This window comes from Streptomyces exfoliatus, from assembly GCF_000725545.1.
Lineage (GTDB): Bacteria > Actinomycetota > Actinomycetes > Streptomycetales > Streptomycetaceae > Streptomyces > Streptomyces exfoliatus.
Window position 1 is genome coordinate 1 of the sequence record NZ_JNZP01000036.1, and the last position, 26,443, is coordinate 26,443.

Genomic DNA, 26,443 nt, shown 5'->3' on the forward strand with positions numbered 1-26,443 from the left:
CCCTCTTCACGCGCGGGATCCCCGTCGACTGGCGGGCGCTGTACGAGGGCACGGGCGCCCGTCAGGTGCCCCTCCCCACATACGCCTTCCAGCGCCAGCACCACTGGCTCGAACCCCGTACCGCCGACCGCACCACCCCCGCCCTCCCGGTCGCCCCCGCCCCGAGCACCCCCGCCGCCGCCCCCCGCGGCGAACTCGGCAGCCGGCTCGCCGCGATGTCCCCCGCCGAGCGGACCCGTGCCGTCACCGACCTGACGTCCGCGCACATCGCGGCCGTCCTCGGCTACGACAAGGGTCGCCGCGCCGACGCCCGGGCCTCCTTCAAGGACCTCGGCTTCGACTCCCTGATGTCCGTCGAGCTCCGCGACCGGCTCGCCACCGCCACCGGCCTGCGCCTCGCCAGCGGCCTCCTCTTCGACCACCCCACCCCCGCCGCGCTCACCGCCCACGTCGAAGCCGAACTCACCGGCGCGGCCGGCGCCGTCGAGGAGTACCTCGCCGCGCCCCTCCAGGACGACGAGCCGATCGCCATCGTCGGCATGGCCTGCCGCTACCCGGGCGGCGTCGCCTCCCCCGAGGACCTGTGGCGCCTCGTCGCCGACGGCACCGACGCCATCTCCGGATTCCCGACCGACCGCGGCTGGGACGACGACCTGTACGACCAGGACGCCGAGCGCTCCGGCAAGAGCTCCGTACGCGAGGGAGGCTTCCTGCACGACGCCGCCCTCTTCGACGCCGGCTTCTTCGGGATCTCGCCCCGCGAGGCCCTCGCCATGGACCCGCAGCAGCGCCTCCTCCTGGAGACCGCCTGGGAGGTCGTCGAGCGCGCCGGCATCGACCCGCACACCCTCAAGGGCAGCCGCACCGGCGTCTTCGTCGGCGCCACCGCCCTCGACTACGGCACGCGCCTGCACGAGGCCCCGCAGAGCGTCGAGGGCCACCTGCTGACCGGCTCCACCAGCAGCGTCATGTCCGGCCGCATCGCCTATCAGCTGGGCCTCGTCGGCCCCGCGCTCACCATCGACACCGCCTGCTCGTCCTCGCTCGTCGCCCTCCACATGGCCGTACGGTCGCTGCGCCAGGGCGAGACGACCCTCGCCATCGCGGGCGGCGCGACGATCATGTCCGCCCCCGGCATGTTCGTGGAGTTCTCCCGGCAGCGCGGCCTCGCCGCCGACGGGCGCAGCAAGTCCTTCTCCGCCGACGCGGACGGCACCTCCTGGGCCGAGGGCGTGGGCCTGCTCCTCGTCGAGAAGCTGTCCGACGCCCGCCGCCACGGCCACCAGGTCCTCGCCGTCATCCGCGGCACCGCCGTCAACCAGGACGGCGCCTCCAACGGCCTGACCGCCCCCAACGGCCCCTCCCAGGAGCGGGTCATCCGCCAGGCCCTCGCCGACGCCAGGCTGACCCCCGCCGACGTCGACGCCGTCGAGGCGCACGGCACCGGCACCCGCCTCGGCGACCCGATCGAGGCCGAGGCGATCCTCGCCACCTACGGAAGCGACCGAAGCGACCAAGCGCCGGTGTATCTCGGATCGCTCAAGTCGAACATCGGTCACGCGCAGGCCGCGGCCGGTGTCGGCGGCGTCATCAAGATGGTCCAGGCGATCCGCCACGGCATGCTGCCGCGCAGCCTCCACGTCGGCGAGCCCACCCCCCGCGTCGACTGGACGGCCGGCGACGTCGAGCTGCTCACCGAGGCCCGCGACTGGCCGGCCACCGAGCGCGCCCGCCGCGCCGCCGTCTCCTCGTTCGGCATCAGCGGCACCAACGCCCACGTCATCGTCGAGCAGGCGGAGGAGCAGCGGGCGGAGGCACCGACGGCGGATGCGCCGACTGCCGACGCGCCGACTGCGGACGCGCCCGCGCAGGACGCAACCGCCGCATCCGGTCAGGACGCACCCGCCGGGTCCGCTCCTTCGAACCGCCCAGAGGGCAACCCCACGCCCGCCCTCTGGGCACTCTCCGCCCCCGACCGCGCCGCCCTCACCGCCCAGGCCGAGGCGCTCCACGCCCACCTGGAGCGCCGGCCGGAGCTCGGCGCCGCCGACATCGGCTTCTCCCTCGCCACCACCCGGGCCACCTGGTCCGAGCGGGCCGTCGTCACCGGCACGGGCGCGGCGGAGCTCCTCGCCGGGCTCGACGCGCTGCGCCGGGACGCCGACGCCCCCCACCTGGTGACCGGCTCCGCGGCCCGCGCGGGCCGCACCGCTTTCCTGTTCACCGGGCAGGGCGCCCAGTACCCGGGCATGGGCCGCGAGCTGTACGAGACGCGGCCCGCCTTCGCCGCCGCCCTCGACGAGGTGTGCGCCGCGCTCGACCCGCACCTCGACCTCGGCCGGCCGCTGCGCGACGTCATGTTCGACGCGGAGACCGACGGCGTGTCCGAGGACGTCGCCCTCCTCCACGAGACCCGCGCCACGCAGCCCGCCCTGTTCGCCCTGGAGGTCGCCCTCCACCGGCTCCTGGAGACGCACGGGCTGACCCCCGACGCGGTCGCCGGGCACTCCATCGGTGAACTCGCCGCCGCCCACGTCGCCGGGGTCCTCTCCCTGGAGGACGCCGCCGCCCTCGTCGCCGCCCGCGGCCGCCTCATGCAGGCCGCCGTCCCCGGCGGCGCGATGGTCGCCCTCCAGGCCGCGGAGGACGAGGTCGCCGAGACCCTCGCCCCGTACGAGGGGCGGCTCGCCGTCGCCGCCGTCAACGGCCCGGACGCCGTCGTCGTCTCCGGCGACGCCGACGCCGCCGACGAGCTCGCCGCGCTCTGGCGCGACCGCGGCCGCAAGACCCGCCGCCTGACGGTCAGCCACGCCTTCCACTCGCCGCACATGGACACGATCCTCGACGAGTTCCGTACCGTCGCCGAGGGCCTCGCCTACCACGCGCCGCGCCTCCAGGTCGTCTCCACCGTCACCGGCCTGCCCGCCACCGGCGACGACCTCGTCACCGCCGACTACTGGGTGCGGCAGATCCGCCAGGCCGTACGGTTCCTCGACGCCACCCGCACCCTGGAGGACGAGGGCGTCACCGCCTTCGTCGAGGTCGGCCCCGACGCCGTCCTCACCGCCATGGCCGCGGGATCGTTCCTGGCCGACACCTCCCAGGCCGTCGCCCTCCAGCGGTCCGGCCGCCCCCAGGACGCCACGCTCACCGCCGGGCTCGCCCGCGCCCACACCCTCGGCGTCCCGCTCGACCTCGCGTCGCTCCACCCCGGCGGCGCCCGCGTCGACCTGCCCACGTACGCCTTCCGCCGCAGCCACTACTGGCTCAGGCCCGAGGCCCGCACCGACGCCCGCAGCCTCGGCCTCGACCCGGCGGGACACCCCCTCCTGGCCACCTCCGTCGACCTCGCCGAGCGCGAGGGCCTCGTCCTCACCAGCCGGCTGTCGCTGAGCGGCCACCCGTGGCTCGCCGACCACCGCATCCAGGGCACCGTCCTCGTACCGGCCACCGCCTTCATCGAACTCGCCGCCGCGGCGGGCCGGGCGGCCGGCGCCGAGCACCTCGTCGAACTCACCCTGGAGGCCCCGCTCGCCCTCCCCGAGCAGCGCGCCGTCCGCCTCCAGGTCGCCGTCTCCGCCCCCGACGGCGCCGACGCCGCCGGCACCCGCACCTTCACCGTGTACTCCCGGCCCGAGACCGAGGACGACGAGCAGGGCGCCTGGACCCGGCACGTCTCCGGCGCCCTCGCCGCGACCCCCGCCGTCCCCGACGCGCCGTTCTTCGACGAGCTGCGCGAGTGGCCCCCGAGCGACGCCCGCCCGGTGCCGCTGGACGACGCGTACGAGCGGCTCACCGACCTCGGTTACGAGTACGGGCCCGTCTTCCAGGGCCTGCGCGCCCTGTGGCGCGGCGACGACGGCACCACCAGCTACGCCGACGTCGCCCTCCCCGACGACCAGCACGAGGCCGCCGCCCGCTACGGCATCCACCCCGCGCTGCTCGACGCCGTCCTCCACCCGGTCGTCCTGGACGCCGCCGACCCGGCCGAACCGGACACCATCCGGCTGCCGTTCGCCTGGAGCGGGGTCACCACCCACGCCGTCGGCGCCACCACCGTCCGCGTCCGCATCGAGCGGACCGGCACCGACACGGTGAGCCTGCACCTCGCCGACGCCGCCGGAGCCCCCGTCGCCGCCGTCGACTCGCTGATGCTCCGGCCCGTCGCCAAGGACCGGCTCGCGCCCGTCGCCACCACGGACGGCCTGTTCACCGTCGCCTGGACCGCGCTCACCCCGGCCGGCGGACCCGCGCCCCGCGTCGTCGAATCCGCCGCGCTCACCGACGGGGCCCTCCCGGACCCGGAAGGACTCGACGCCGACGTCCTCCTCGTCCGCGTCACCGCGGAAGGCGCCCGGACCGCGGAAGGCGCCCCCGCCGCGGAAGGCGCCCCCGCCGCGGACGGCGTCCACACCCCGGCCGCCGCCCACGACACCGCCGCCCGCGCCCTCGCGCTCACCCAGCGCTGGCTCGCCGACGAACGCTTCGACGGCATCCGCCTCGCCTTCGCCACCACCACGGCCGTCGCCACCACCCCCGGCGAGCCCGTCGACGGCCTGGCCGCCGCCCCCGTCTGGGGCCTGCTGCGCGCCGTCCAGAGCGAACACCCCGACCGGTTCGTCGTCCTGGACCTCGACGGCACCCCCGAGGCCGAGGAGCGGCTGCCCGCCGCCCTCGCCACCGGAGAACCGCAGCTCGCCCTGCGCGGCACCCGCCTGTACGCCCCCCGCCTCACCCGCGACCGGGCCGCCGCCCCCGCCGACGCGCCCCGCATCGACCCGCAGGGCACCGTCCTGGTCACCGGCGGCACCGGCGGCCTCGGCGGCCTCCTCGCCCGCCACCTCGTCACCGGGCACGGCGTACGCCACCTGCTGCTCGCCAGCCGCCGCGGACCCGCCACGCCCGGCGCCGACCGGCTCGCCGACGAACTCGCCGAGCTCGGCGCCCGGGTGACGACGGTCGCCGCCGACGCCGCCGACCCGCACGCCGTCGCCGCCCTCCTGGACGCCGTCGACCCCGCGCACCCGCTCACCGCGGTCGTGCACACCGCCGGCATCGTCGACGACGCCACCGTCGAGTCCCTCACCCCCGACCAGCTCGCGAGCGTCCTGCGGCCCAAGGTCGACGCCGCCTGGAACCTGCACGACCAGACCCGGGACCTGGACCTCGCCGCCTTCGTCCTGTTCTCCTCCGTCTCCGGCATCACCGGCACCGCAGGCCAGGCCAACTACGCGGCCGCCAACACCTACCTCGACGCGCTCGCCGCCCACCGCCACGCCCACGGCCTGGCCGCCACCTCACTGGCCTGGGGCCTGTGGGACTCCAGCCACGGCATGGGCGCCCAGCTCGGCGACGCCGACCTGGCCCGCTGGGCCCGCGCCGGCGTCGACCCGCTCGACCCGGCCACCGGCCTCGCCCTCTTCGACACCGCGCTCCACGGCGGCGACGCCCTCGTCGTCCCCGCCCTCCTCGACCTGGCCCGGCTGCGCGGCGCCGCCGACGGCAACCCGCCCGCCCTGCTGCGCGGCCTGATCCGCCCCCGGCCCGCCGCGCGCGCCGCCCAGGGCGCCACTGCCGGCGGCGCCGGAGGCGGCACCGAGTGGGCCCGCCGCTTCGCCACCCTCTCCGAGGAGGACGGCCGCGCCGCCGCCACCGACCTCGTCCGCGGCATCGTCGCCGGCGTCCTCGGCCACAGCAGCCCCGAGGGCATCGACCCCGAACGCGCCTTCAAGGAGATCGGCTTCGACTCCCTGGCCGGAGTGGAGCTGCGCAACCGGCTCAACACCGCCACCGGACTGCGGCTGCCCGCCACCGCCGTCTTCGACCACCCCTCGCCCGCCGCGCTCGCCGCCTACCTGCACCGGCAGGCCGCGGGCGCCAAGCCCGCCACCGTCGCCCCGGTCCGCCGCACCGCCGCGGCCGCCGACGAGCCCATCGCCATCGTCGGCATGGCCTGCCGCTTCCCCGGCGGCGTCTCGTCCCCCGAGGACCTGTGGCGCCTCGTCGTCGAAGGCACCGACGCCATCAGCGAGTTCCCCGACAACCGGGGCTGGGACCTGGACTCCCTCTACGACCCGGACCCGGAGAAGACCGGCACCTCCTACGTCCGCCACGGCGGCTTCCTCCACGACGCCGACCGGTTCGACCCGGCGTTCTTCGGAATGTCCCCGCGCGAGGCCACCGCCACCGACCCGCAGCAGCGCCTCCTCCTGGAGACCGCCTGGGAGACCTTCGAGAGTGCCGGCATCGACCCGGCCCTCCTGCGCGGCACCAGCACCGGCGTCTTCACCGGCGCCATGTACGACGACTACGCCTCGCGGCTCGCCAAGAGCCCCGAGGAGTTCGAGGGCTTCCTCCTCGCCGGCAACCTCTCCAGCGTCGTCTCCGGCCGCCTCTCCTACACGTACGGCCTGGAAGGCCCGGCCGTCACCGTCGACACCGCCTGCTCCTCCTCGCTCGTCGCCCTCCACCTGGCGGCCAAGGAGTTCTCCCGGCAGCGCGGCCTCTCCGAGGACGGCCGCTGCCGCTCCTTCTCCGCGGACGCCTCCGGCACCGGCTGGGCCGAGGGCGTGGGCCTCCTCCTCGTCGAGAAGCTGTCCGACGCCCGCCGCAACGGCCACCAGATCCTCGCGGTCATGCGGGGCTCGGCCGTCAACCAGGACGGCGCCTCCAACGGCCTCACCGCCCCCAACGGCCCGGCGCAGGAGCGCGTCATCCGCCAGGCCCTCGCGGGCGCCGGCCTCACCCCCGCCGACGTCGACGCCGTCGAGGCGCACGGCACCGGCACCAGCCTCGGCGACCCGATCGAGGCACAGGCGCTGCTCGCCACGTACGGCCAGGACCGCCCCGAGGACCGCCCGCTCTACCTCGGCTCCCTCAAGTCGAACATCGACTGGGAGGCCGGCGCGGTCGAGCTGCTCACCGAGGCCAGGGAGTGGCCGGCCACCGGCCGTCCCGCCCGCGCGGCGGTGTCCTCCTTCGGCATCAGCGGCACCAACGCCCACGTCATCCTGGAGCAGGCCCCCGACACCCCGGCCCCCGTCCCGGCACCGGCCGCCCCGGCCATCGTCGCCGCCGACGCCACCGCCCTCCTGCCGTGGATCCTCACCGCCAAGGACGAGACGGCCCTGCGCCGCCAGGCCGGCCGTCTGCACCACCACCTCACCGAACACCCGGAACTCGCCCCGGCCGACATCGGCTTCTCCCTGGCGACCACCCGCGCCACCCTGGAGCACCGCGCCGCCGTCCTCGGCGCCGACCGCGCCACCCTCATGGACGGCCTCGCGGCCCTCTCCCGAGGCGAGTCGACGCCCGCCGTGGCCCGCGCGGCCGCCGGACGCCGCGGCAAGACGGCCTTCCTGTTCACCGGACAGGGCAGCCAGCGGCTCGGCATGGGACGCGAACTGTACGAGTCGTCCCCGGTCTTCCGGCAGGCCCTCGACGAGGTGTGCAGGCACCTCGACACCGAACTGTTCCGGCCCGTCAAGGACGTCCTCTTCGCCCCCGAGGGCTCGGCCGACTCGGCGCTGATCGACCAGACCGCCTTCACCCAGTCCGCGCTCTTCGCCATCGAGGTCGCCCTCTTCCGGCTCGCCGAGCACCACGGGATCACCCCCGACTACCTCCTCGGCCACTCCATCGGCGAGGTCACCGCCGCCCACCTCGCCGGAGTCCTCGACCTCGCCGACGCGTGCACGCTCGTCGCCGAACGCGGCCGCCTCATGCAGGCGGCCCGCGAGGGCGGCGCGATGGCCGCGATCCAGGCGGGAGAGGAGGAGGTACGGTCCCTGCTCGCCGACTACGACTACGACTCCGTCGCCATCGCGGGCGTCAACGGCCCCCGGGCCACCGTCATCTCCGGCGACGAGGAGCTCGTCGAGGAGATCAGGACCGTCTGGCGCATCCGCGGCCGCAAGACCAAGCGGCTGCCCGTCAGCCACGCCTTCCACTCCCCGCACATGGACGAGGTGCTCGACGAGTTCCGGCACGTCGCCGAGGGCCTCACCTACCACGCGCCCCGCATCCCCGTCGTCTCCAACGTCACCGGCGTCCTCGCCACCATCGAACAGCTCACCTCGCCCGACTACTGGGTCGGCCACATCCGCGAGGCCGTCCGCTTCCACGACGGCGTCCGCCACCTCGAGGAACTCGGCGTCACCGACTACCTGGAGATGGGCCCCGACGGCGTCCTCACCGCCATGGCCCAGGAGTGCCTGACCCGCGAGGCCGGCTTCCTCGCCCCGCTGCTCCGGTCCGGCCGGCCCGAGGCCGAGACCGTCGCCACCGCCCTCACCGGCATCGTGCTGCGCGGCACCCGCCCCGACTGGCAGTCGTACTTCCCCGGCGCCCGCCGGGTCGACCTGCCCACGTACGCCTTCGAGAACGCCCGCTACTGGCTGGAGGGATCGGCCACCCCCGGCGACGCCGAGGGCTTCGGCCTCGCCGACGGCGGCCACCCGCTGCTCGGCGCGGCCGTCCGGGTCGCCGACCGCGACGCGTACCTCTTCACCGGCCGCCTCTCCCGCCGCACCCACCCCTGGCTGGAGGGCCACGCCGTCCGCGGCACCGTCCTCCTGCCCGCCACCGGTCTCCTCGACCTCGCCTTCCGTGCGGCCGAACAGGTCGACTGCGACCGCGTCGACGAACTGACGCTCGCCGCGCCGCTGATCCTGCCCGAGCGGGGCGCCGTCCAGCTCCAGGTCGTCGTCGGCGAACCCGACGCGACCGGCGGCCGCACCCTCGCCGTCTACGCCCGGCCCGACCAGGGCCGCGGCGACGACACGGACCTGCCGTGGACCCTGCACGCCGAAGGACGCCTCGGCACCGGCGCCGCCACCCCCGAGGGGCTGCTCGCCTGGCCCCCGGCCGGCGCCGCCGAGGTCGGCCTCGACGGCGTGTACGACCGGCTCGCCACCGCCGGATACGGCTACGAGAACGCCTTCCAGGGGCTGCGCCGCCTCTGGAAGACCGAGGGCGAACTCTTCGCCGAGGTCGTCCTCGACGAGGCCCACCGCGCCGACGCCCCCCGCTTCGGCCTCCACCCGGCCCTTCTCGACGCCGCCCTGCACCCGCTGCTCCCCGGCGTCGCCGAGCCCGAAGGCCCCTCCTGGCTGCCGTTCTCCTGGTCCGGAGTGAGCCTGTACGCCACCGGCGCGACCGTCCTGCGCGTCCGGCTCTCCCTCGACCGGTCCGGCGTCGACTCCCTGCGGGTCGCGCTCACCGTCGCCGACGGCGCGGGCGTCCCCGTCGCCGCCGCCGACTCGCTGCTCCTGCGCCCGCTGTCCGAAGAGGCGCTCCGCGAAGCCGGAACGGCCGCCCGCGACGGCCTCTTCGGCCTCGGCTGGACGGCCCTGCACCCCACCGGCACGGCCACCCCGGCCCGTACCGGCTGGGCGGTGCTCGGGCACGGCGACACGTACGAGGACGTGCCCGCCCTCGCCGCGGCGCTCGACGCGGGCGCCCCGGCACCCGCCGTACTCCTCCTGCCCGCCGCCGCCGACGCGGCCGACACCGGAGGAACGCTGCCCGAGCGGGCCCGGGCCTCCGTCGCCGGAGTCCTCGACACCGTGCAGGGCTGGCTCGCCGACGACCGGCTCTCCGACACCCGGCTCGTCGTCACCACCCGCGGAGCCGTCGCCGTCGGCGCCGAGGACGTCACCGACCTGGCCCACGCCGGAGTCTGGGGCCTCCTCAGGTCCGCCCAGACCGAGAACCCCGGCCGCATCGTCCTCGTCGACCTCGACCCCGCCGCCCCCACCGACAGCGGACTCGACGCCGCCGTCGCCAGCGGCGAACCGCAGGTCGCCGTACGCGGCGGAGCCCTCACCGTCCCCCGCCTCACCCGCACCACCCCCGCCGCCGACACCCAGGCCCCCCGCTGGGACCAGGGCACCGTCCTCGTCACCGGCGCGACCGGAGCCCTCGGCGCCGTCCTCGCCCGGCACCTCGTCACCGAACACGGCGCCCGCCGCCTGCTGCTCCTCAGCCGCCGCGGCCCCGACGCCCCCGGCGCCGCCGAACTCCACACCGAACTGGAGGCACTCGGAGCCCACGCGGAGACCGTCGCCTGCGACGTCACCGACCGCGACTCCCTGGCCCGCGTCCTCGCCGCCGTCCCGGCCGAACACCCGCTGACCGCCGTCGTGCACACCGCGGGCGTCCTCGACGACGGCGTCGCCGCCCGGCTCACCGCCGACCAGCTCGACAAGGTCCTGCGCCCCAAGGTCGACGCCGCCTGGAACCTGCACGAACTCACCCGCGACCTCGACCTCACCGCCTTCGTCCTCTACTCCTCCGTCGCCGGCCTCATCGGCACCGCGGGACAGGCCAACTACGCGGCCGGCAACACCTTCCTCGACGCCCTCGCCGCCCACCGCCGCGCCCACGGCCTGCCCGGCATCTCCCTCGCCTGGGGCCTGTGGGCCCAGGCGAGCACGATCTCCGGCAGCCTCGACGAGACCGACCTGCGCCGTCTGGCCCGCGTGGGCCTGCGGCCCCTCGCCTCCCAGGAGGCGATGGCCCTCTTCGACGCGGCCCCCGCCACCGGAGAAGCCGTCCTCGCCGTCACCCGCCTCGACACGGCGGTCCTCAGCAGCAGGGGCGACGAACTGCCGCCCGTCCTGCGCGCCCTCGCCGGCCCGGCCAAGCGCCGCACCACCGCCGTCGCGAGCGGCGGGACCACCGACGAGGCCTCGCTCGCCCAGCGGCTCGCCGCCCTCGCCCCCGCCGAGCGGGAACGCGCCCTCACCGACCTCGTCCGCGCCCAGGTGGCCGGTGTCCTCGGACACGGCGACCCCGGCCGCATCGAGGCCGACCGGGCCTTCCAGGAGCTCGGCTTCGACTCCCTCACCGCCGTGGAACTGCGCAACCAGCTCAACCGGGCGACCGGACTGCGGCTGCCGACCACCCTCGTCTTCGACCACCCGTCGCCGCAGGCGCTCGCCGCCCACCTGCTCGGCGAACTGGCCGTCGAGGAGGCCTCGCCGGCCGAACCGGTCCTCGCCCCCCTCGCCGGCCTGGAGGCGGCCATCGCCGCCGCCGCACCGGACCAGGAGGCGCGCGACCTGATCACCGCACGGCTCAAGGAGCTGCTCAGGGCGGCCGAGGGCGCCGGTGACCCCGGACGGCCCGAGGACACCGCCGACGACCAGGACCTCGAGACGGCGAGCGACGAGGAACTCTTCGCGCTCCTGGACGAACTCGAATGACCCGGCGTCCCGCCGGACCACCGGAAGCACCGGAAGCACCGGAAGCACCGGCCACCACCCACCCACTGGCCATCGGACACACCACCCCCGGGGAGCTGAATTCACGTGGCTGACGAGGTACAACTCCGCGAATACCTCAAGAGGGCCATCGCCGACGCCCGAGACGCCCGCAAGCGTCTGCGCGAGGTCGAGGACAAGGAGCAGGAGCCGATCGCCATCGTCTCCATGGCCTGCCGCTACCCGGGAGGCGTCTCGTCCCCCGAGGACCTGTGGCAGCTGGTGGCCGACGGGGTCGACGCCGTCTCCGACTTCCCCACCGACCGCGGCTGGGACCTGGAGACCCTCTACAACCCGGACCCGGAGCAGGTCGGCACCTCGTACTCCCGTGAAGGCGGCTTCCTCTACGACGCCGACCTCTTCGACCCCGAGCTGTTCGGCATGTCCCCCCGCGAGGCCCTCGCCGCCGACCCGCAGCAGCGCCTCCTCCTGGAGACCGCCTGGGAGACCTTCGAGCGGGCCGGCATCGACCCGGTCTCGCTCAAGGGCACCAGGACCGGGGTGTTCGCCGGCGTCATGTACAACGACTACGGCTCACGCCCCCACCTCCCGCCGGAGGGCTTCGAGGGCTACCTCTTCAGCGGCAGCGCCGGCTCCATCGCCTCCGGCCGCCTCTCCTACACGTACGGCCTGGAAGGCCCGGCCGTCACCGTCGACACCGCCTGCTCCTCCTCGCTCGTCGCCCTCCACCTGGCGGCCAACTCGCCGCCGACGGCCGCAGCAAGTCCTTCTCCGCCGACGCCGACGGCACCGGCTGGGCCGAGGGCGTGGGCCTCCTCCTCGTGGAGAAGCTGTCCGACGCCCGCCGCAACGGCCACAAGGTCCTCGCGGTCATGCGGGGCTCCGCCGTCAACCAGGACGGTGCCTCCAACGGCCTCACCGCCCCCAACGGTCCGGCGCAGGAGCGGGTCATCCGCCAGGCCCTCGCGGGCGCCGGTCTCACCCCCGCCGACATCGACGCGGTCGAGGCGCACGGTACGGGGACGCGGCTCGGCGACCCGATCGAGGCACAGGCGCTGCTCGCCACGTACGGCCAGGACCGCCCCGAGGACCGCCCGCTCTACCTCGGCTCCCTCAAGTCGAACATCACGGCGTGCTGCCCCGCACCCTGCACATCGACGAACCGACCACCCATGTCGACTGGGACGCGGGCGCCGTCTCCCTCCTCCACGAGGCCAGGCCGTGGCCGGAGACCGGCGCCCCGCGCCGCGCCGCCGTCTCCTCGTTCGGCTTCGGCGGCACCAACGCGCACGTGATCATCGAGGAGGCGCCGGCCGAGGAGGCCACGGCGGAGTCCGCCGAGCGGACCCCGGCGACGACGGCCGAGGCGACGGGGAAGGTCACCTCGGGTGCGAGTGCGGCAGCGACGACGCTCCCGGTCGTGCCGTGGACCGTGTCCGGCAAGACGGCGGACGCGCTCCGCGACCAGGCCCGGCGGCTCTACGCCCGGCTGACGGCCGACCTCGGCGTGTCCCCGCTCGACGTCGGCTTCTCCCTCGCGACCGGCCGTGCGTCCCTCGACCACCGCGCCGTGGTGACCGGCAGCGACCGGGGCGAACTTCTCGCGGGAGTGAAGGCGCTCGCCGAGGGCGGTACGGCCCCCGGCCTGGTGCGCGGAGAACGCGCGGGCGGCCGGCTCGGCTTCCTCTTCACCGGCCAGGGCGCCCAGCGCACCGGCATGGCACAGGAGCTCCACGCCTCCTTCCCCGTCTTCGCCGCCGCCTTCGACGAGGCGGCCAGCCTCCTGGACGCGGGTCTTGGCGGTTCGGTCCGTGAGGTGATCGCCTCGGGTGAGGGCTTGGACGAGACGGGGTGGACGCAGCCGGCGTTGTTCGCGGTCGAGGTCGCGTTGTTCCGTCTGGTGGAGTCGTGGGGTGTGAAGCCGGACTTCGTGGCCGGGCATTCGATCGGTGAGATCGCGGCGGCGCATGTGGCGGGGGTGTTCTCGTTGGAGGACGCGGTCCGTCTGGTGGTCGCCAGGGCCGGGCTGATGGGTGAGCCACGCGTTCCACTCGCCGTTGATGGATCCGATGCTGGCCGAGTTCAAGGCCGTCGCGTCCGAACTGACGTACGCGGCTCCTCGTATCGCCGTGGTCTCCACCGTGACCGGGAAGCTCGCCACCGGCGACGATCTGCGGTCGGCCCAGTACTGGGCCGACCAGGTCCGTGGCACCGTCCGTTTCTCCGACGCCGTGGACACGCTGACCGCCGAGGGCGTCACCTCTTTGCTGGAGATCGGTCCCGACGGGATCCTCTCCGCCCTCGCCGAAGGCGCCGTCCCCGCCCTGCGCCGGGGCCGCGACGAGGTCACCACCCTCCTCGCGGCGGTCGGCACCCTCTTCACGCGCGGGATCCCCGTCGACTGGCGGGCGCTGTACGAGGGCACGGGCGCCCGTCAGGTGCCCCTCCCCACATACGCCTTCCAGCGCCAGCCCCATCACCGTGGCCGGCTTCAACCAGATCCTCTTCACCAGCCGGCTCTCCCTCAAGAGCCACCCGTGGCTCGCCGACCACGTCGTCCTCGGCTCACCCGTACTCCCCGCCTCCGCCCTCGTCGAACTCGCCATCCACGCGGGCGACCTGATCGGCCACCCGGCCCTCGACGAGCTCAACCTCCAGGTGCCGCTGGTCCTCCCCGAGGAGGGCAACATCCAGATCCAGGTCAGGGCAGGCACCCCGGACGACACCGGACGCCACTGCCTCTGCCTGTACTCCCGTCCCGACGACTTCGACGCGCCGTGGACCATGCACGCCGAGGGCTGGTACCTCACCGAGGAGCCCGAGGTCGCCTCCTCCCTCACCTGGGACGAGAACGCCCCGGGCCGGACCACCGAGATCCAGCTCCCCGACAGCCTGCAGGCCGACGCCGGCCGGTACGGCCTCCACCCCGTCCTGCTCCAGGCCGCCCTGCCCGTCCGGCCGGCCAACCCCGCCGGCGGTACGATCCCGGTCCCCGCCGACTGGTACGGCGTACGGCTCCACGCCACCGGCGCCACCGCCGTCAAGGCCCGGGTCACCGAGATCGACGCGGACTCCATCTCCCTCCAGCTGGCCGACGCGGCCGGCGACCTCGTGGTCTCGGTCGAGTCCGTGGTCTTCCGCGACATGCCCACCGAGCAGTTCAGGGCAGCCGTCGGCGGCGACAGCACCGGACGCGAATCGCTCTTCCACGTCGACTGGACACCCGCCGGCTCGCTGCCCGAGCCCGCCGAACCGTCCGCCTGGGCCGTCCTGGACCCGGACGGCACCGGCGGCGACCCCGGCCACCCCCGCTATCCGGACCCGGCCGCCGTGGCCGCGGCCCTCGCCTCCGGCACCCGCATCGACACCGTGCTGGTGCCGTGGACCCCCGCCGAACCCGGCGTCGACCAGGCCGCCGCCACCGGCACCGCCACCCGGAAGATCCTCGCCCTGGTACGGGAGTGGCTGGCCGACGAGCGTCTGGAGGGGACCCGGCTCGCCGTCGTCACCTCGGGCGCGGTGGCCACCGTCGACGGGGAGGACGTCACCGACCTGCCGGGCGCGGCCGTCTGGGGCCTGCTCCGCTCCGCCCAGTCGGAGGCCCCGGACCGTATCGCCGTCATCGACACCGGTACGGACACCGACGCCTCCCCCGAGCGGCTCGCCGCCCTCGCCGCCCTCGTCTCCTCCGGCGAACCGCAGGCGGCCCTCCGCGACGGCACGGTCCTCCTGCCGCGCCTGCGCCGCGTCCCCGTCACCGACACCCCGGCCGGCCGGGCCCCCGACTGGAAGGCCGGCGGCACCGTCCTCGTCACCGGCGGCACCGGCACCCTCGGCGCCGAGTTCGCCCGCTACCTCGTCGCCGAGCACGGCGCCTCCCGGCTCGTGCTCCTCTCCCGCACCGGAGACCGGGCGGAGCATGTACAGCTGATCCTGGACGACCTCCGGGGCATCGGTGCCCACGTCACCGTCGTCGCCGGTGACGCCGGCGACCGCGGCACCCTGGCCCAGGTCCTCGCCGCCATCCCGGCCGAACACCCGCTGACCGCCGTCGTCCACACCGCGGGCGTCCTCGACAACGGGCTGATCCCCTCGCTCACCGACGAGCGGCTCGACGGCGTCCTGCGGGCCAAGGCGGACGCCGCCTGGCACCTGCACGACCTGACCCGGGACCTGAAGCTCGACGCGTTCGTGCTCTTCTCCTCCACCGTCGGCGTCCTCGGCGGCCCCGGCCAGGCCAACTACGCCGCCGCCAACGCCTTCCTCGACGGGCTCGCCGCCCACCGCCGCGCCCACGGCCTCGCCGCGACCTCCATCGCCTGGGGCCTGTGGCAGCTCGGCGGCATCAACGCCGACCTCTCCGAGGGCGACCTCAACCGCTTCGCCCGCGACGGCTTCCGCCCGATCGCCCGCGTCGAGGGCCTCTCCCTCTTCGACCGGGCCACCGCCGACGGCCGGGCCGCGCTCGTCGCCACCCCGGTCGGCGTCTCCGCCGTCCGGGCCCAGCCCCGGATCCCCGCCCTCCTGACCGAGCTCGCCGCCCTGCCCGGGCGTCGCGTCGCCCAGTCCGGCGGCCTGGCGAACGGCCCGGCCGTCGACCGGGCGGCCGGACTCACCGCCCGCCTCGCCGACCTCAGCGAGGTCGAGCGGGACCAGCTGCTCCTCACCCTCGTGCTGACCGACGTGGCCGCCGTCCTGGGCCGCAGCGACGCCGAGAGCATCGCCCCCGAACGGGCCTTCCAGGACCTGGGCTTCGACTCGCTCACCGCGGTCGACCTGCGGAACCGGATCGGCACCGCCACCGGCGTCAAGCTGCCCGCCACCCTCGTCTTCGACCACCCCACCCCGGCCGCTCTCGTCGCCTACCTGCGGGACTGCCTCGTCCCGCAGGCCCCGGACCCCGGCCAGGCGCTCCTCGACGAACTGGACCAGGTGGAACGGAAGCTGGCCGCGGTCTCCAAGGACGACGCCGACCGGTCCGCCGTCTCCGCCCGCCTGAGGGCGCTGCTCTCCCAGATCGAGGGGACGGACGGGACGGCGGAGGCCGCGGAGCCCGAGGCCGACGCGTCCGACGCCATCGAGTCGGCCTCGGTCGACGAACTCTTCAGCCTCATCGACAACCAACTCGGCCGCTGAGGAGGCCTGCCTCAGCCCGGGAAAGCCGGGCCGTCCGGAGGACCCCCTTCCCACCGGACGGCCCGGCCCCCCGCACTCAGCAGGCCCCGCAGCAGCCCCGGCAGTCGCCACGCCAGTCAGCCGTCGCCACTCCGCCTTCGCCCGAGGAGAGCACGAACCCGATGTCCAACCCGTCGAACGAAGAGAAGCTGGTCGAGTACCTGAAGCGGGTCACCGTCGACCTGCAGAAGGCGAACCGAAAGATCGCCGAGCTCGAGGCGGCCGATTCGGAGCCGATCGCCGTCGTCGGCATGGCCTGCCGGTTCCCCGGCGGCGTCGCCTCGCCCGAGGACCTGTGGCAGCTGGTCGCCGACGGCACCGACGCCATCACCGACTTCCCCACCGACCGCGGCTGGGACCTGGAGCGCCTCTACGACCCCGACCCGGGCCGCCCCGGCACCTCGTACACCCGCCAGGCGGGCTTCCTGCACGACGCCGCCCTCTTCGACGCGGGCTTCTTCGGCATCTCGCCCCGCGAGGCCCTCTCCATGGACCCGCAGCAGCGCCTCCTCCTGGAGACCTCCTGGGAGGCGCTCGAACAGGCCGGCATCGATCCCGAGACCCTGCGCGGCAGCCGCACCGGCGTCTTCGCGGGCATCATCGAGCAGAGCTACCTGGGCCTCGAAGGCCCCGAGGAGTTCGAGGGCTACCTGCTGACCAGCAAGCTCAGCAGCGTCGCCTCCGGCCGCATCTCCTACAGCCTCGGCCTGGAGGGCCCGGCGGTCTCCGTCGACACCGCCTGCTCCTCCTCGCTCGTCGCCCTCCACCTGGCGGTCCAGTCGCTGCGCTCCGGCGAGTCCGACCTCGCCCTGGCCGGCGGCGTCACGGTGACCGCGACCCCCGGCGGGTTCGTCGACTTCTCCCGGCAGAGCGGCCTGGCCCCCGACGGCCGCATCAAGTCCTTCTCCGCCGACGCGGACGGCACCTCCTGGTCCGAGGGCGTCGGCATGCTCCTCGTCGAGAAGCTCTCCGACGCCCGCCGCAACGGCCACCGCGTCCTGGCCGTGATCCGCGGCTCGGCCGTCAACCAGGACGGCGCGTCGAACGGCCTCACCGCCCCCAACGGCCCCTCTCAGGAGCGGGTCATCCGCCAGGCCCTCGCCGACGCGGGCCTGACCACCGCCGACGTCGATGTCGTCGAGGCGCACGGTACGGGGACGCGGCTCGGCGACCCGATCGAGGCGCGGGCCCTGCTCGCCACGTACGGCCAGGGCCGCCCCGAGGACCGCCCGCTCTACCTGGGCTCCCTCAAGTCGAACATCGGGCACACCGTCGCCGCCGCCGGTGTCGGCGGCGTCATCAAGATGATCCAGGCCATGGACCACGGCGTGCTGCCCCGCACCCTCCACGTGGAGACGCCCACGCCGATGGCGGACTGGGACTCCGGCGCCGTGGAGCTGCTCACCGAGGCCCGCGACTGGCCGGCCACCGAGCGCGCCCGCCGCGCGGCCGTCTCCGCCTTCGGCGTCAGCGGCACCAACGCCCACGTGATCATCGAGCAGCCGCCTGCCGACAAGACGACCGACGCGGCGGCGGGGGAGACCCCGGCGACGCCGGTCGCCCTGCCCGTCGTGCCCTGGCTGCTCTCCGGCAGGACGGAGACGGCCCTGCGGGACCAGGCCCGCCGCCTGTACGACCACGTCTCCGACGAGGCCGCCGCCCTGCCCCTCCTCGACGTCGGCTTCTCCCTCGCGACGGGCCGTGCGTCCCTCGACCACCGCGCCGTGGTGACCGGCAGCGACAGGGCGGAACTTCTCGCGGGCGTGAAGGCGCTCGCCGAGGGCGGTACGGCTCCGAGCCTGGTGCGCGGCGAACGCGCGGGCGGTCGGCTCGGCTTCCTGTTCACGGGTCAGGGTGCGCAGCGTGCCGGTATGGCGCAGGAGTTGTACGCGTCGTTTCCGGCGTTCGCGGCGGCGTTTGACGAGGTGTGCGGTCTCCTGGACGCGGGTCTTGGCGGTTCGGTCCGTGAGGACGCGGCCCGTCTGGTCGTCGCCAGGGCCGGGCTGATGCAGGCGTTGCCGAAGGGCGGCGCGATGGTGGCTGTCCAGGCGACGGAGGACGAGGTTCTGCCGCTCCTGGACGGTGCGGTGTCGGTCGCCGCGGTCAACGGGCCGCAGTCCGTCGTCGTCTCCGGTGAGGAGACGGCCGTGCTCGCGGTGGCTTCGCGTCTGGAGGAGCTGGGCCGTAAGACGAAGCGTCTGACGGTGAGCCACGCGTTCCACTCGCCGTTGATGGATCCGATGCTGGAGGAGTTCAAGGCCGTCGCGTCCCAGCTGTCGTACGCGGCTCCGCGTATCGCGGTGGTGTCGACGCTCACCGGCAAGGTCGCCACCGGTCAGGACCTCCGGTCGGCCCAGTACTGGGCCGACCAGGTCCGCGGCACCGTCCGCTTCGCCGACGCCGTGAACACCCTCGCCGCCCAGGGCGTCACCGCCACCCTGGAACTCGGCCCCGACGGCGTCCTCTCCGCCCTGGCGGCGGACCTCGTCCCCACCGCCGTCCCCCTCATGCGCCGCGACCGGCCCGAGGCCCTCACGGCCGTCACCGTGCTCGGCCGGCTCCACCAGCACGGCGCCCCCGTCGACTGGGCCGCGTTCTTCTCCGGCACCGGAGCCCGCCGCGTGCCCCTCCCCACGTACGCCTTCCAGCACCAGCGGTACTGGGTCGAGCAGACGGCCGCCTCCGCCGACGCCGCCGGGCTCGGCCTGCGGGCGACCGGGCACCCGCTGCTCGGCGCCGCCGTCACCCTCGCGGGTGCCGACGGGGCCGTGTTCACCAGTACGTTCTCCCCGCGCACCCACCCGTGGCTCGCGGACCACACCGTCTCCGGCTCCGTGGTGCTGGCGCCCGCCGCGCTCGTGGAGCTCGCGATCCGGGCCGGGGACGAGTTCGGGACGACGCTCCTCGACGAACTCGTCCTCGACGCCCCGTTCGTCCTCGCAGGGGGCGGCACCCACCAGCTCCAGGTCGGTGTGGGCGCCCTCGACGCCACCGGTCGCCGCCCGGTCACCGTGCACGGCCGCCCCGACGACCCCGACGCGCCGTGGACCACGCACGCCCACGGCACGCTGAGCGTCGCCGCCGAAGGGCCCGCGTTCGAGCCGGTCGCGTGGCCGCCCGCCGACGCCGAGGAGATCGCCCTCGACGAGCTGTACGCGCGGCTCGCGGAGACCGGCCTCGCGTACGGGCCGGCGTTCCAGGGCCTCACCGCCGCCTGGCGCCGGGGCGACGAGCTCTTCGCCGAGGCCGTCCTGCCCGAGCAGGCCGGTGCGGGGGCCGGGTCCGGTTCCGCTTCCACTTCAGGTGCGGAGACGTTCACCCTGCACCCGGCGCTCCTCGACGCGGCGGTACGGCCCCTGCTGGCCGACGCGGCGGAGGACGGCGCCCCGCTCGCCGGCCACTGGCGCGGCGTACGGCTCCACGCGACCGGCGCCACCGCGCTCCGCGTCCGCATCGCCCCGCAGGGCCCCGGCGACGCGCGCGTCGAACTCACCGACCCGGCAGGACAGCCCGTCGCCCTCGTCGCAGGGACCGCGGTGCGCGGTGTCGGCGGCGGCGCACTCGCGACCGCCGTCGACCGTCACGGCGACGCGCTGTTCCACCTCGGCTGGACGCCCCTCGCCGTGCCCGGTGGGGCAGAGACCCGCCCGGCCACGCTCGGCGCCGACGGCGACTTCGCGACCCCGGCCGACGTGGCCGCCGCCGTCGCCGACGGCCGGTCCGTCCCCGTCGTCGTGCTCCGCGTCGAGCCCGAGCCGGCGGGTTCGCTGCCCGGCTCGGTCCACGCCACGACGGAGAAGGTCCTCGCCCTGGTACGGGAGTGGCTGGCCGACGAGCGTCTGGAGGGGACCCGGCTCGCCGTCGTCACCTCGGGCGCGGTGGCCACGGCCGACGGGGAGGACGTCACCGACCTGCCGGGCGCGGCCGTCTGGGGCCTGCTCCGCTCCGCCCAGTCCGAGCACGCGGGCCGCATCACCCTCATCGACACGGACGCCTCCACCGACGCGACGACGACCGCCCCCGCCGACCCGACGACGGCATCGGAGACCACCCCCGCCCCCACGGGAGCCGCCCTCCTCGCCGCCCTCGTCTCCTCCGGCGAACCGCAGGCCGCCCTGCGCGCCGGGCGGGCGTTCGTACCCCGCCTCGCGCGGGCCGCCGCCCCCGCGCCCGGAGCCACCCCGGCCTGGAACCCGGACGGCACGGTCCTCATCACCGGCGGCACGGGCAGCCTCGGCGCCCTCTTCGCCCGCCACCTGGTGACCGTCCACGGTGTGCGGCACCTGTTGCTCACCAGCCGCAGCGGCCCCGCCGCCCCCGGCGCCCGGGAGCTGTCGGCCGAACTCACCGCGCTCGGAGCCCGGGTCACCCTCGCCGCCTGCGACACGGCCGACCACACCGCGCTCGCCGCGCTCCTCGGCACGATCCCCGCCGACCATCCGCTCACCGGTGTCGTCCACGCCGCCGGCGTCCTGGACGACGGCCTGATCGCGACGCTCACCCCCGAGCGGCTGCAGGCCGTGCTGCGGCCCAAGGCCGACGCCGCCTGGAACCTGCACCGGCTCACCCAGGACCGCGCGGAGGTCACCGCCTTCGTCCTCTTCTCCTCCATCGCGGCCGTCGTCGGCGGCCCCGGCCAGTCCAACTACGCCGCCGCCAACCAGTTCCTCGACGCCCTCGCCCAGCACCGGCGGGCCCACGGCCTGCCGGCCACCTCCGTGGCCTGGGGCCTCTGGGAGCAGTCCGGCGGCATGAGCGGCCACCTCAGCGAGACCGACCTCGGCCGCATCGCCCGCAGCGGCTTCCTGCCCGTCCCGCAGGCGCAGGGGCCCGCGCTGCTCGACCGGGCGCTCGCGCTCGGCCTGCCGGACGTCGTCGCCACGCCGCTGGACATCGCCGTCCTGCGCGAGCAGCCCGGCCGTATACCGGTGGTCCTCACCGGCCTCGCGCCCGCGCCCGCCCGCCGGGCCGCGGCGGAGGAGGGCGCGACCGCGACCGGCTCGCTGGCGGACCTGATCGCCGGGCTCGACGGGCCCGAGCGCGAGCAGGCCGTTCTGGAGGCGGTCCTCGGCCGGATCGCGGCGGTCCTCGGCCACCCCGACACCAGTGCCGTCAAGGCCGACCAGCCGCTGACGAAGCTCGGCTTCGACTCGCTGACGTCCGTGGAGCTGCGTAACCGGCTGAGCGCGCTCGCCGGCTCCAAGCTGCCCGCGACGCTCGTCTTCGACCACCCCACCCCCGCCGCCCTGGCCGCCTTCGTCTCCGGACGGCTCGCCGGCGGGGCCGGGGCGGACGGCGACCCGGCGGTCCCCGCCGTGGACTTCGCGGCCGAGGTGCGGCTCGCCGAGGACGTACGCCCGGCGGACGAGGTCGTACGGTCGGCCGACGACCCGCGCGAGGTCCTGCTGACCGGGGCCACCGGATTCCTCGGCGCGTTCCTGCTGCGCGACCTGATGCGGACGACGACGGCGCGGATCCACTGCCTCGTGCGCGGCGCCGACCAGGACGAGGCCCTGGCCAGGCTGCGGACCAACATGGAGTGGTACCGGCTGTGGGACGAGGTCGACGAGAGCCGCCTCTCCCTGGTCCTCGGCGACCTCGCAGAGGAGCGGCTCGGTCTCACCGAGGACGAGTTCGACGCGCTGGCGCGGACGGTCGACGCCGTCTACCACAACGGCGCCCGGGTCCACTGGCTGCAGCCGTACACCACGCTGCGCGACGCCAACGTCCGCGGGACGGAGGAGGTGCTGCGCCTGGCGGCCCGTCACCGCACGGTGCCCGTCCACTACGTGTCCACCGTCGGCGTCTTCGACGGCGTACGGGAGGAGGGCGTCCCGCTCAAGGTGACCGACCCGACCGGCCCGGCGGAGGCGCTGCCCAGCGGCTACCTCCAGAGCAAGTGGGTCGCCGAGCAGCTCATCGGCATCGCCCGCGACCGGGGCCTGCCGGTCTCCGTCTACCGGGTGGACGTCATATCCGGCGACACGCGCAGCGGCGCCTGCCAGACCCGCGACTTCGTCTGGCTCAGCCTCAAGGGCATCCTCCAGTCGGCGGCGGTGCCCGCCGGCACGAGCGGCCGGTTCCACCTGCTGCCGGTCGACTACGTCAGCGCCGCCATCACCACGCTCTCCCGGCAGACCGACACCGTCGGCCGCACCTTCCACCTGTTCAACCAGAGCTCCCTCAGCCTCGCCCAGTGCGTGGAGTACCTGCGGGCGCACGGCTACGAGCTGGCCGAGCAGGACTGGGACACGTGGAGCGAGCGGGTCGGCGGGGACGGCGAGAACGCGCTCCGGCCGCTGCTGCACGCCTTCGAGATGATGACCTCGGACACCGACGGCTTCTACCCGCCGATCGACACCTCCGAGACCCTCGCGGCCCTCACGGGGACCGGCGTCGACTGCCCGCCGCTGACCGCCGAACTCTTCGCCAGGTACGTCGAGTTCTTCGTGGAGGTGGGCCACTTCCCGCCCGCGCGGACGCGCGAGCCGGCCGGAGTCTGATCCGGAGGTCCGGGCCGGGGGTCTGACCTGGGGTTCCGGGCCGGGGCGCGACAGAGCGCCCCGGCCCGGAACACCGTCCCGGCCTCCGACTTGACACATCCTTTACCCGCCTCGGCCGAAGGTGGCCGGAACCGGTCCGTCCGGTGGCAGCATCGGCGCCATGCTGGATACGGGTGAGTTGCTGCGTGACAAGGTGATTCTGATTACGGGGGCGAGCAGTGGCATCGGTGCCGCGGCCGCGTACGTCTTCGCGAGGGAAGGCGCGTCGGTGGTGCTCGCCGCGCGCCGGGAGGAGCGGCTCGGCGCCCTGGTGGCGGAGCTGACCGACAAGGGGTTCGAGGCCTCGGCGGTGGTGTGCGACGTGACGCGCGCCGAGGACGCGCGGCGTGCGGTCGCGCACGCGACGGAACGTTTCGGCCGGCTCGACGGGGCCTTCAACAACGCGGGCGTCGGCGGGGACCGGACGCCTCTCCACGAGATGGGGGACGAGGTCTACGACGCCATCCTCGACACCAACGTACGAGGCCTGTGGAACTGCCTGCGCGCCGAGATAGGCGCGATGCTCGCGGGCGAGGGCGGCGCCATCGTCAACAACAGCAGCGTGGGCGGTCTCGTGGCCATCCCCACCGCCGCTCCGTACGTGGTGTCCAAGCACGCGGTGGTCGGTTTCACCCGCGCCGCGGCCGACGAGTACGCCCACCAGAGGATCCGTGTGAACGCGGTGGCGCCCGGCCTGACGCGCAGTGAGATCACGGCCGACTGGTTCTCGCGCAACCCCGGCCTGGAGCAGGAGATCGAGGCGACGATCCCCCAGTCGCGGACCGCCGCGCCCGAGGAGGTGGCCGAGGCCGCGGCCTGGCTGCTCAGCGACCGGGCCTCGTACGTGACCGGCACCGTCCTGCCGGTGGACGGCGGCTACGTCAACCGCTGACCACCGACAGGACGGGCATACCACCGCTCGTACGCGAGCGGACCTATCCGGCGCAGTCCATGTAGACGGAGAAGGTCCGCTCGCCGTTCTGTACCCCGGTGACCTCGACGCGGACGACGCCCTCGTCCGGGGCCGGCACGACGGCGGCGTCGATCCAGCACGGAGCGTCGAACTCGACGTAGCGGTCGAAGGTGCTCATCACCCGGACGGGGGGTCGGCCCGGCCCGGTGACGGCGTGCGTGGCCTGGTAGGCCGCCTCGATCAGGACCAGACCGGGCACGTGGTCGACCCGGTGGTCGTACAGCGCCTGGTTGGACACGTCCGAGCGCAGTTCCCAGCGGTTCGGGAGGCCGCTCGGCGCCAGGACGACCTCATGCTCATGGGCCCGCCCGACCGTGTGGGCGGGGAGCGGGGCCGGCGGGACGCCGGTGCCCCACGCGGCGTCGGCGTACGCGCCGCGCAGCCGGCGGTAGGCCCCCGGCGCGATCCAGCTGTAGTCGAGCAGCGACTCGGCGACCAGTCGTCCCTCCGACAGGATCGACAGTTCGACGCGGGACGAGCGCGGGTTGTTGGGCGTGCAGGTCAAAAGAATGAACAGGTTGTCCGGTTTGTTTTTGGGATCGTAAAAATCCTCGGAGACGTTGAAGTCCATCCACTCCATCAGGGTCTGGTGCTTGAGCGGCACGCCTAACTCGGCGTGCCCGATGAGCAGGGCGCTCTGACGGATCGTCTGGGTGATCAGCAGCGGTACCGAACCCCCGTAGACACCCCCGTCGGGCCATTGCGCGGTCACCGCGTAGCGATCCGATCCCAGCGCGGACCAGTTCGTGAGCAGGATGGCGTCCGATTCGCGCAGGTGCACGTACTCCTGGGGCACGGTCGGGACGGGTGCGGCGATCCGATGGATGGCATGGGTGTGCCGTCGGCGATCGGAGAGCAGGGCTTTGGGCATGATCCCCCCTGGGTCAGGCCTAGATTGAGGTGCCGGGTTCCGACGCAAGATAAGATACCGGGTAACCGGTCCTTTTCAAGATAGTTCAGAACACGAGTACGAGGGGTGGGTGGCTGTGGCGCAGCAGGAACGTGCGATCCGTACCCGAAGGGTCATCCTGGAGACCGCCGCTGTGATCTTCGACGAGCGAGGCTACGAGTCGACGACCATCGCCGAGGTCCTGGAGCGGGCCGAAGTGACCAAGGGAGCCCTGTACTTCCACTTCCCCTCCAAGGGGGATCTCGCGCGCGGCGTCCTCGACGCCGCCGTGACCACCGACGGCGTACGCCCGCAGGCCCTCAAGCTGCAGGAGATGATCGACACCCTGCTGCTGCTCGCCTACCGGCTGCCCCGCGAACCCATGCTCAGCGCGGCCCTGCGGCTCGCGGTCGACCTCCAGTCCCGCCGTCAGTTCGGCACCGCCTGGCCCGACTGGATCGAGCTGCTCACCGGAATCCTGCGGGACGCCAAGGGACGGGGTGAGGTCCTCCCGCACGTCGACGAGGCCGAGATCGCCCGCATGCTCGTGTGCACCTGGACCGGTGTCCGCGTGGTGAGCGAAGGCCTCGCCGGCGGCCGCGACCTGCCCGGTGAGGTCGCCGTGCTCCTCCAGCTCCTCCTGCCCGCCGTCGCGACCCCCACCGTCCTGCCCCGCCTCGAGGTGTCGTCCGCCAGGGCCGCCCACCTCTACGACGACATGCCCGCCTGGCGGGCCGAGACGGCCGAGTCCACCGTCGGCCTGACCCGCTGAGGCCCCGGCCACCCCACCCCTCACCCGGTACGGGCCGACTCCCACAGCGGCACCACGACCGCGCCGCCCCCGCGCTGCGCGGGCGGTGTCGCCGGGACCCGCGACGGGCTCAGCACCCGCTGGTGCAGCCACTGGATGTCCGGCGACGGTTCGAGCCCCAGCTCGTCGCGGAGGATCCGCCGGACCGTCCGGTAGGCGTCGAGCGCCTCGGCGCGCCGCCCCGCCTGGTGCAGGGCGGCGATCAGCTGGCCGTGGAACCACTCGTTGAGCGGGTAGTCGTGGACCAGCGTGCGCAGCTCGGGAACGAGTTCGCGCAGCCGCCCGAGCCGCCGCATCGCCTCGATCCGCAGCTCCAGGGCCCTGATCCGCAGCTCCTCCAGGTGGACCACCCGGCCGGCGAGCACGTCGCCCGTCGGTACGTTGGAGAGGACCGGGCCGCGCCACAGGCCGAGCGCCAGGGCGACGGCGTCGGCCGCCGCCTCGTACCGGCCCGCCGAGAGGTCGTCCCTGCCCCGCGCGACGAGCCGTTCGAAGACCTTGATGTCGATGGCCGAGTCGTCGACGTGCATGGTGTAGCCGCCGAACCGCGTGGTCAGCAGGGACTGTTCGGAGTCCGGGCGGGCGTCCCCCGTCAGCAGCCGGCGCGCGTGGTGGACGTAGGTCTGCACGGTGTTGAGCGCGGAGCGCGGCGGGCTGTGCTGCCACAGCTCCTGGATGAACGTGTCCGGCGTGACGAGGTCGTTGGCGTGGGTGAGCAGCAGGGCCAGGATCTGGGAGACCTTGGGCGTCGCCGCCGGAAGGACCTCACCGTCGTCGGCGATGATCTGGAACGGTCCCATGAGGGTGAACCGCATGACGCACTCTCCT

7 protein-coding genes and 1 pseudogene are annotated in these 26,443 nt (G+C 74.7%); 6 read left to right on the top strand and 2 right to left on the bottom strand.

The window, feature by feature from the left end; translation table 11 throughout:
• From IO20_RS0130870 to IO20_RS0130885, 5 genes and pseudogenes are all read left to right on the top strand, one after another.
• On the top strand, positions 1 to 11,207 hold an 11,207-nt coding region (locus IO20_RS0130870; protein ID WP_031127747.1), incomplete at its 5' end, for a type I polyketide synthase.
• 129 nt (positions 11,208 to 11,336) lie between these two features.
• Positions 11,337 to 13,696 (top strand): annotated as a pseudogene (locus IO20_RS42435) (type I polyketide synthase); the annotation flags it as partial.
• A gap of 10 nt (positions 13,697 to 13,706) precedes the next feature.
• Complete coding sequence (locus IO20_RS42440; protein ID WP_051894199.1) at positions 13,707 to 16,361, top strand: type I polyketide synthase; 2,655 nt, start codon at positions 13,707 to 13,709, stop codon at positions 16,359 to 16,361.
• Between the two features lie 200 nt (positions 16,362 to 16,561).
• Positions 16,562 to 22,903 carry a thioester reductase domain-containing protein gene (locus IO20_RS0130880; RefSeq protein ID WP_425423760.1) on the top strand — a complete coding sequence of 2,114 codons (6,342 nt, stop codon included), beginning with the start codon at positions 16,562 to 16,564 and terminating at the stop codon, positions 22,901 to 22,903.
• 160 nt (positions 22,904 to 23,063) lie between these two features.
• Positions 23,064 to 23,834, top strand: coding sequence for an SDR family NAD(P)-dependent oxidoreductase (locus tag IO20_RS0130885; protein ID WP_030554103.1), 771 nt, complete (start codon positions 23,064 to 23,066; stop codon positions 23,832 to 23,834).
• Positions 23,835 to 23,877: 43 nt separating this feature from the next.
• Here IO20_RS0130885 and IO20_RS0130890 read toward each other — a convergent pair whose 3' ends face one another.
• Positions 23,878 to 24,786 (bottom strand): ScbA/BarX family gamma-butyrolactone biosynthesis protein, encoded by a 909-nt coding sequence (locus IO20_RS0130890; RefSeq protein ID WP_051874665.1) that lies wholly within the window; start codon positions 24,784 to 24,786, stop codon positions 23,878 to 23,880.
• Positions 24,787 to 24,895: 109 nt separating this feature from the next.
• On the opposite strand from IO20_RS0130890, the gene IO20_RS0130895 reads away from it, so the two are divergent.
• The gene (locus IO20_RS0130895) at positions 24,896 to 25,576 is read left to right on the top strand and encodes a ScbR family autoregulator-binding transcription factor (RefSeq protein WP_245685118.1); all 681 of its coding nucleotides are present in this window, start codon (positions 24,896 to 24,898) and stop codon (positions 25,574 to 25,576) included.
• 20 nt (positions 25,577 to 25,596) lie between these two features.
• Here IO20_RS0130895 and IO20_RS0130900 read toward each other — a convergent pair whose 3' ends face one another.
• Positions 25,597 to 26,430 carry an AfsR/SARP family transcriptional regulator gene (locus IO20_RS0130900; protein WP_030554108.1) on the bottom strand — a complete coding sequence of 278 codons (834 nt, stop codon included), beginning with the start codon at positions 26,428 to 26,430 and terminating at the stop codon, positions 25,597 to 25,599.
• Positions 26,431 to 26,443: the final 13 nt, after the last annotated feature.

Bases quoted from the DNA above. Each gene is read 5' to 3' on its own strand.
- IO20_RS0130885 (WP_030554103.1), top strand. From the start codon at position 23,064: ATGCTGGATACGGGTGAGTTGCTGCGTGACAAGGTGATTCTGATTACG.
- IO20_RS0130890 (WP_051874665.1), bottom strand. From the start codon at position 24,786: ATGCCCAAAGCCCTGCTCTCCGATCGCCGACGGCACACCCATGCCATC.
- IO20_RS0130900 (WP_030554108.1), bottom strand. From the start codon at position 26,430: ATGCGGTTCACCCTCATGGGACCGTTCCAGATCATCGCCGACGACGGT.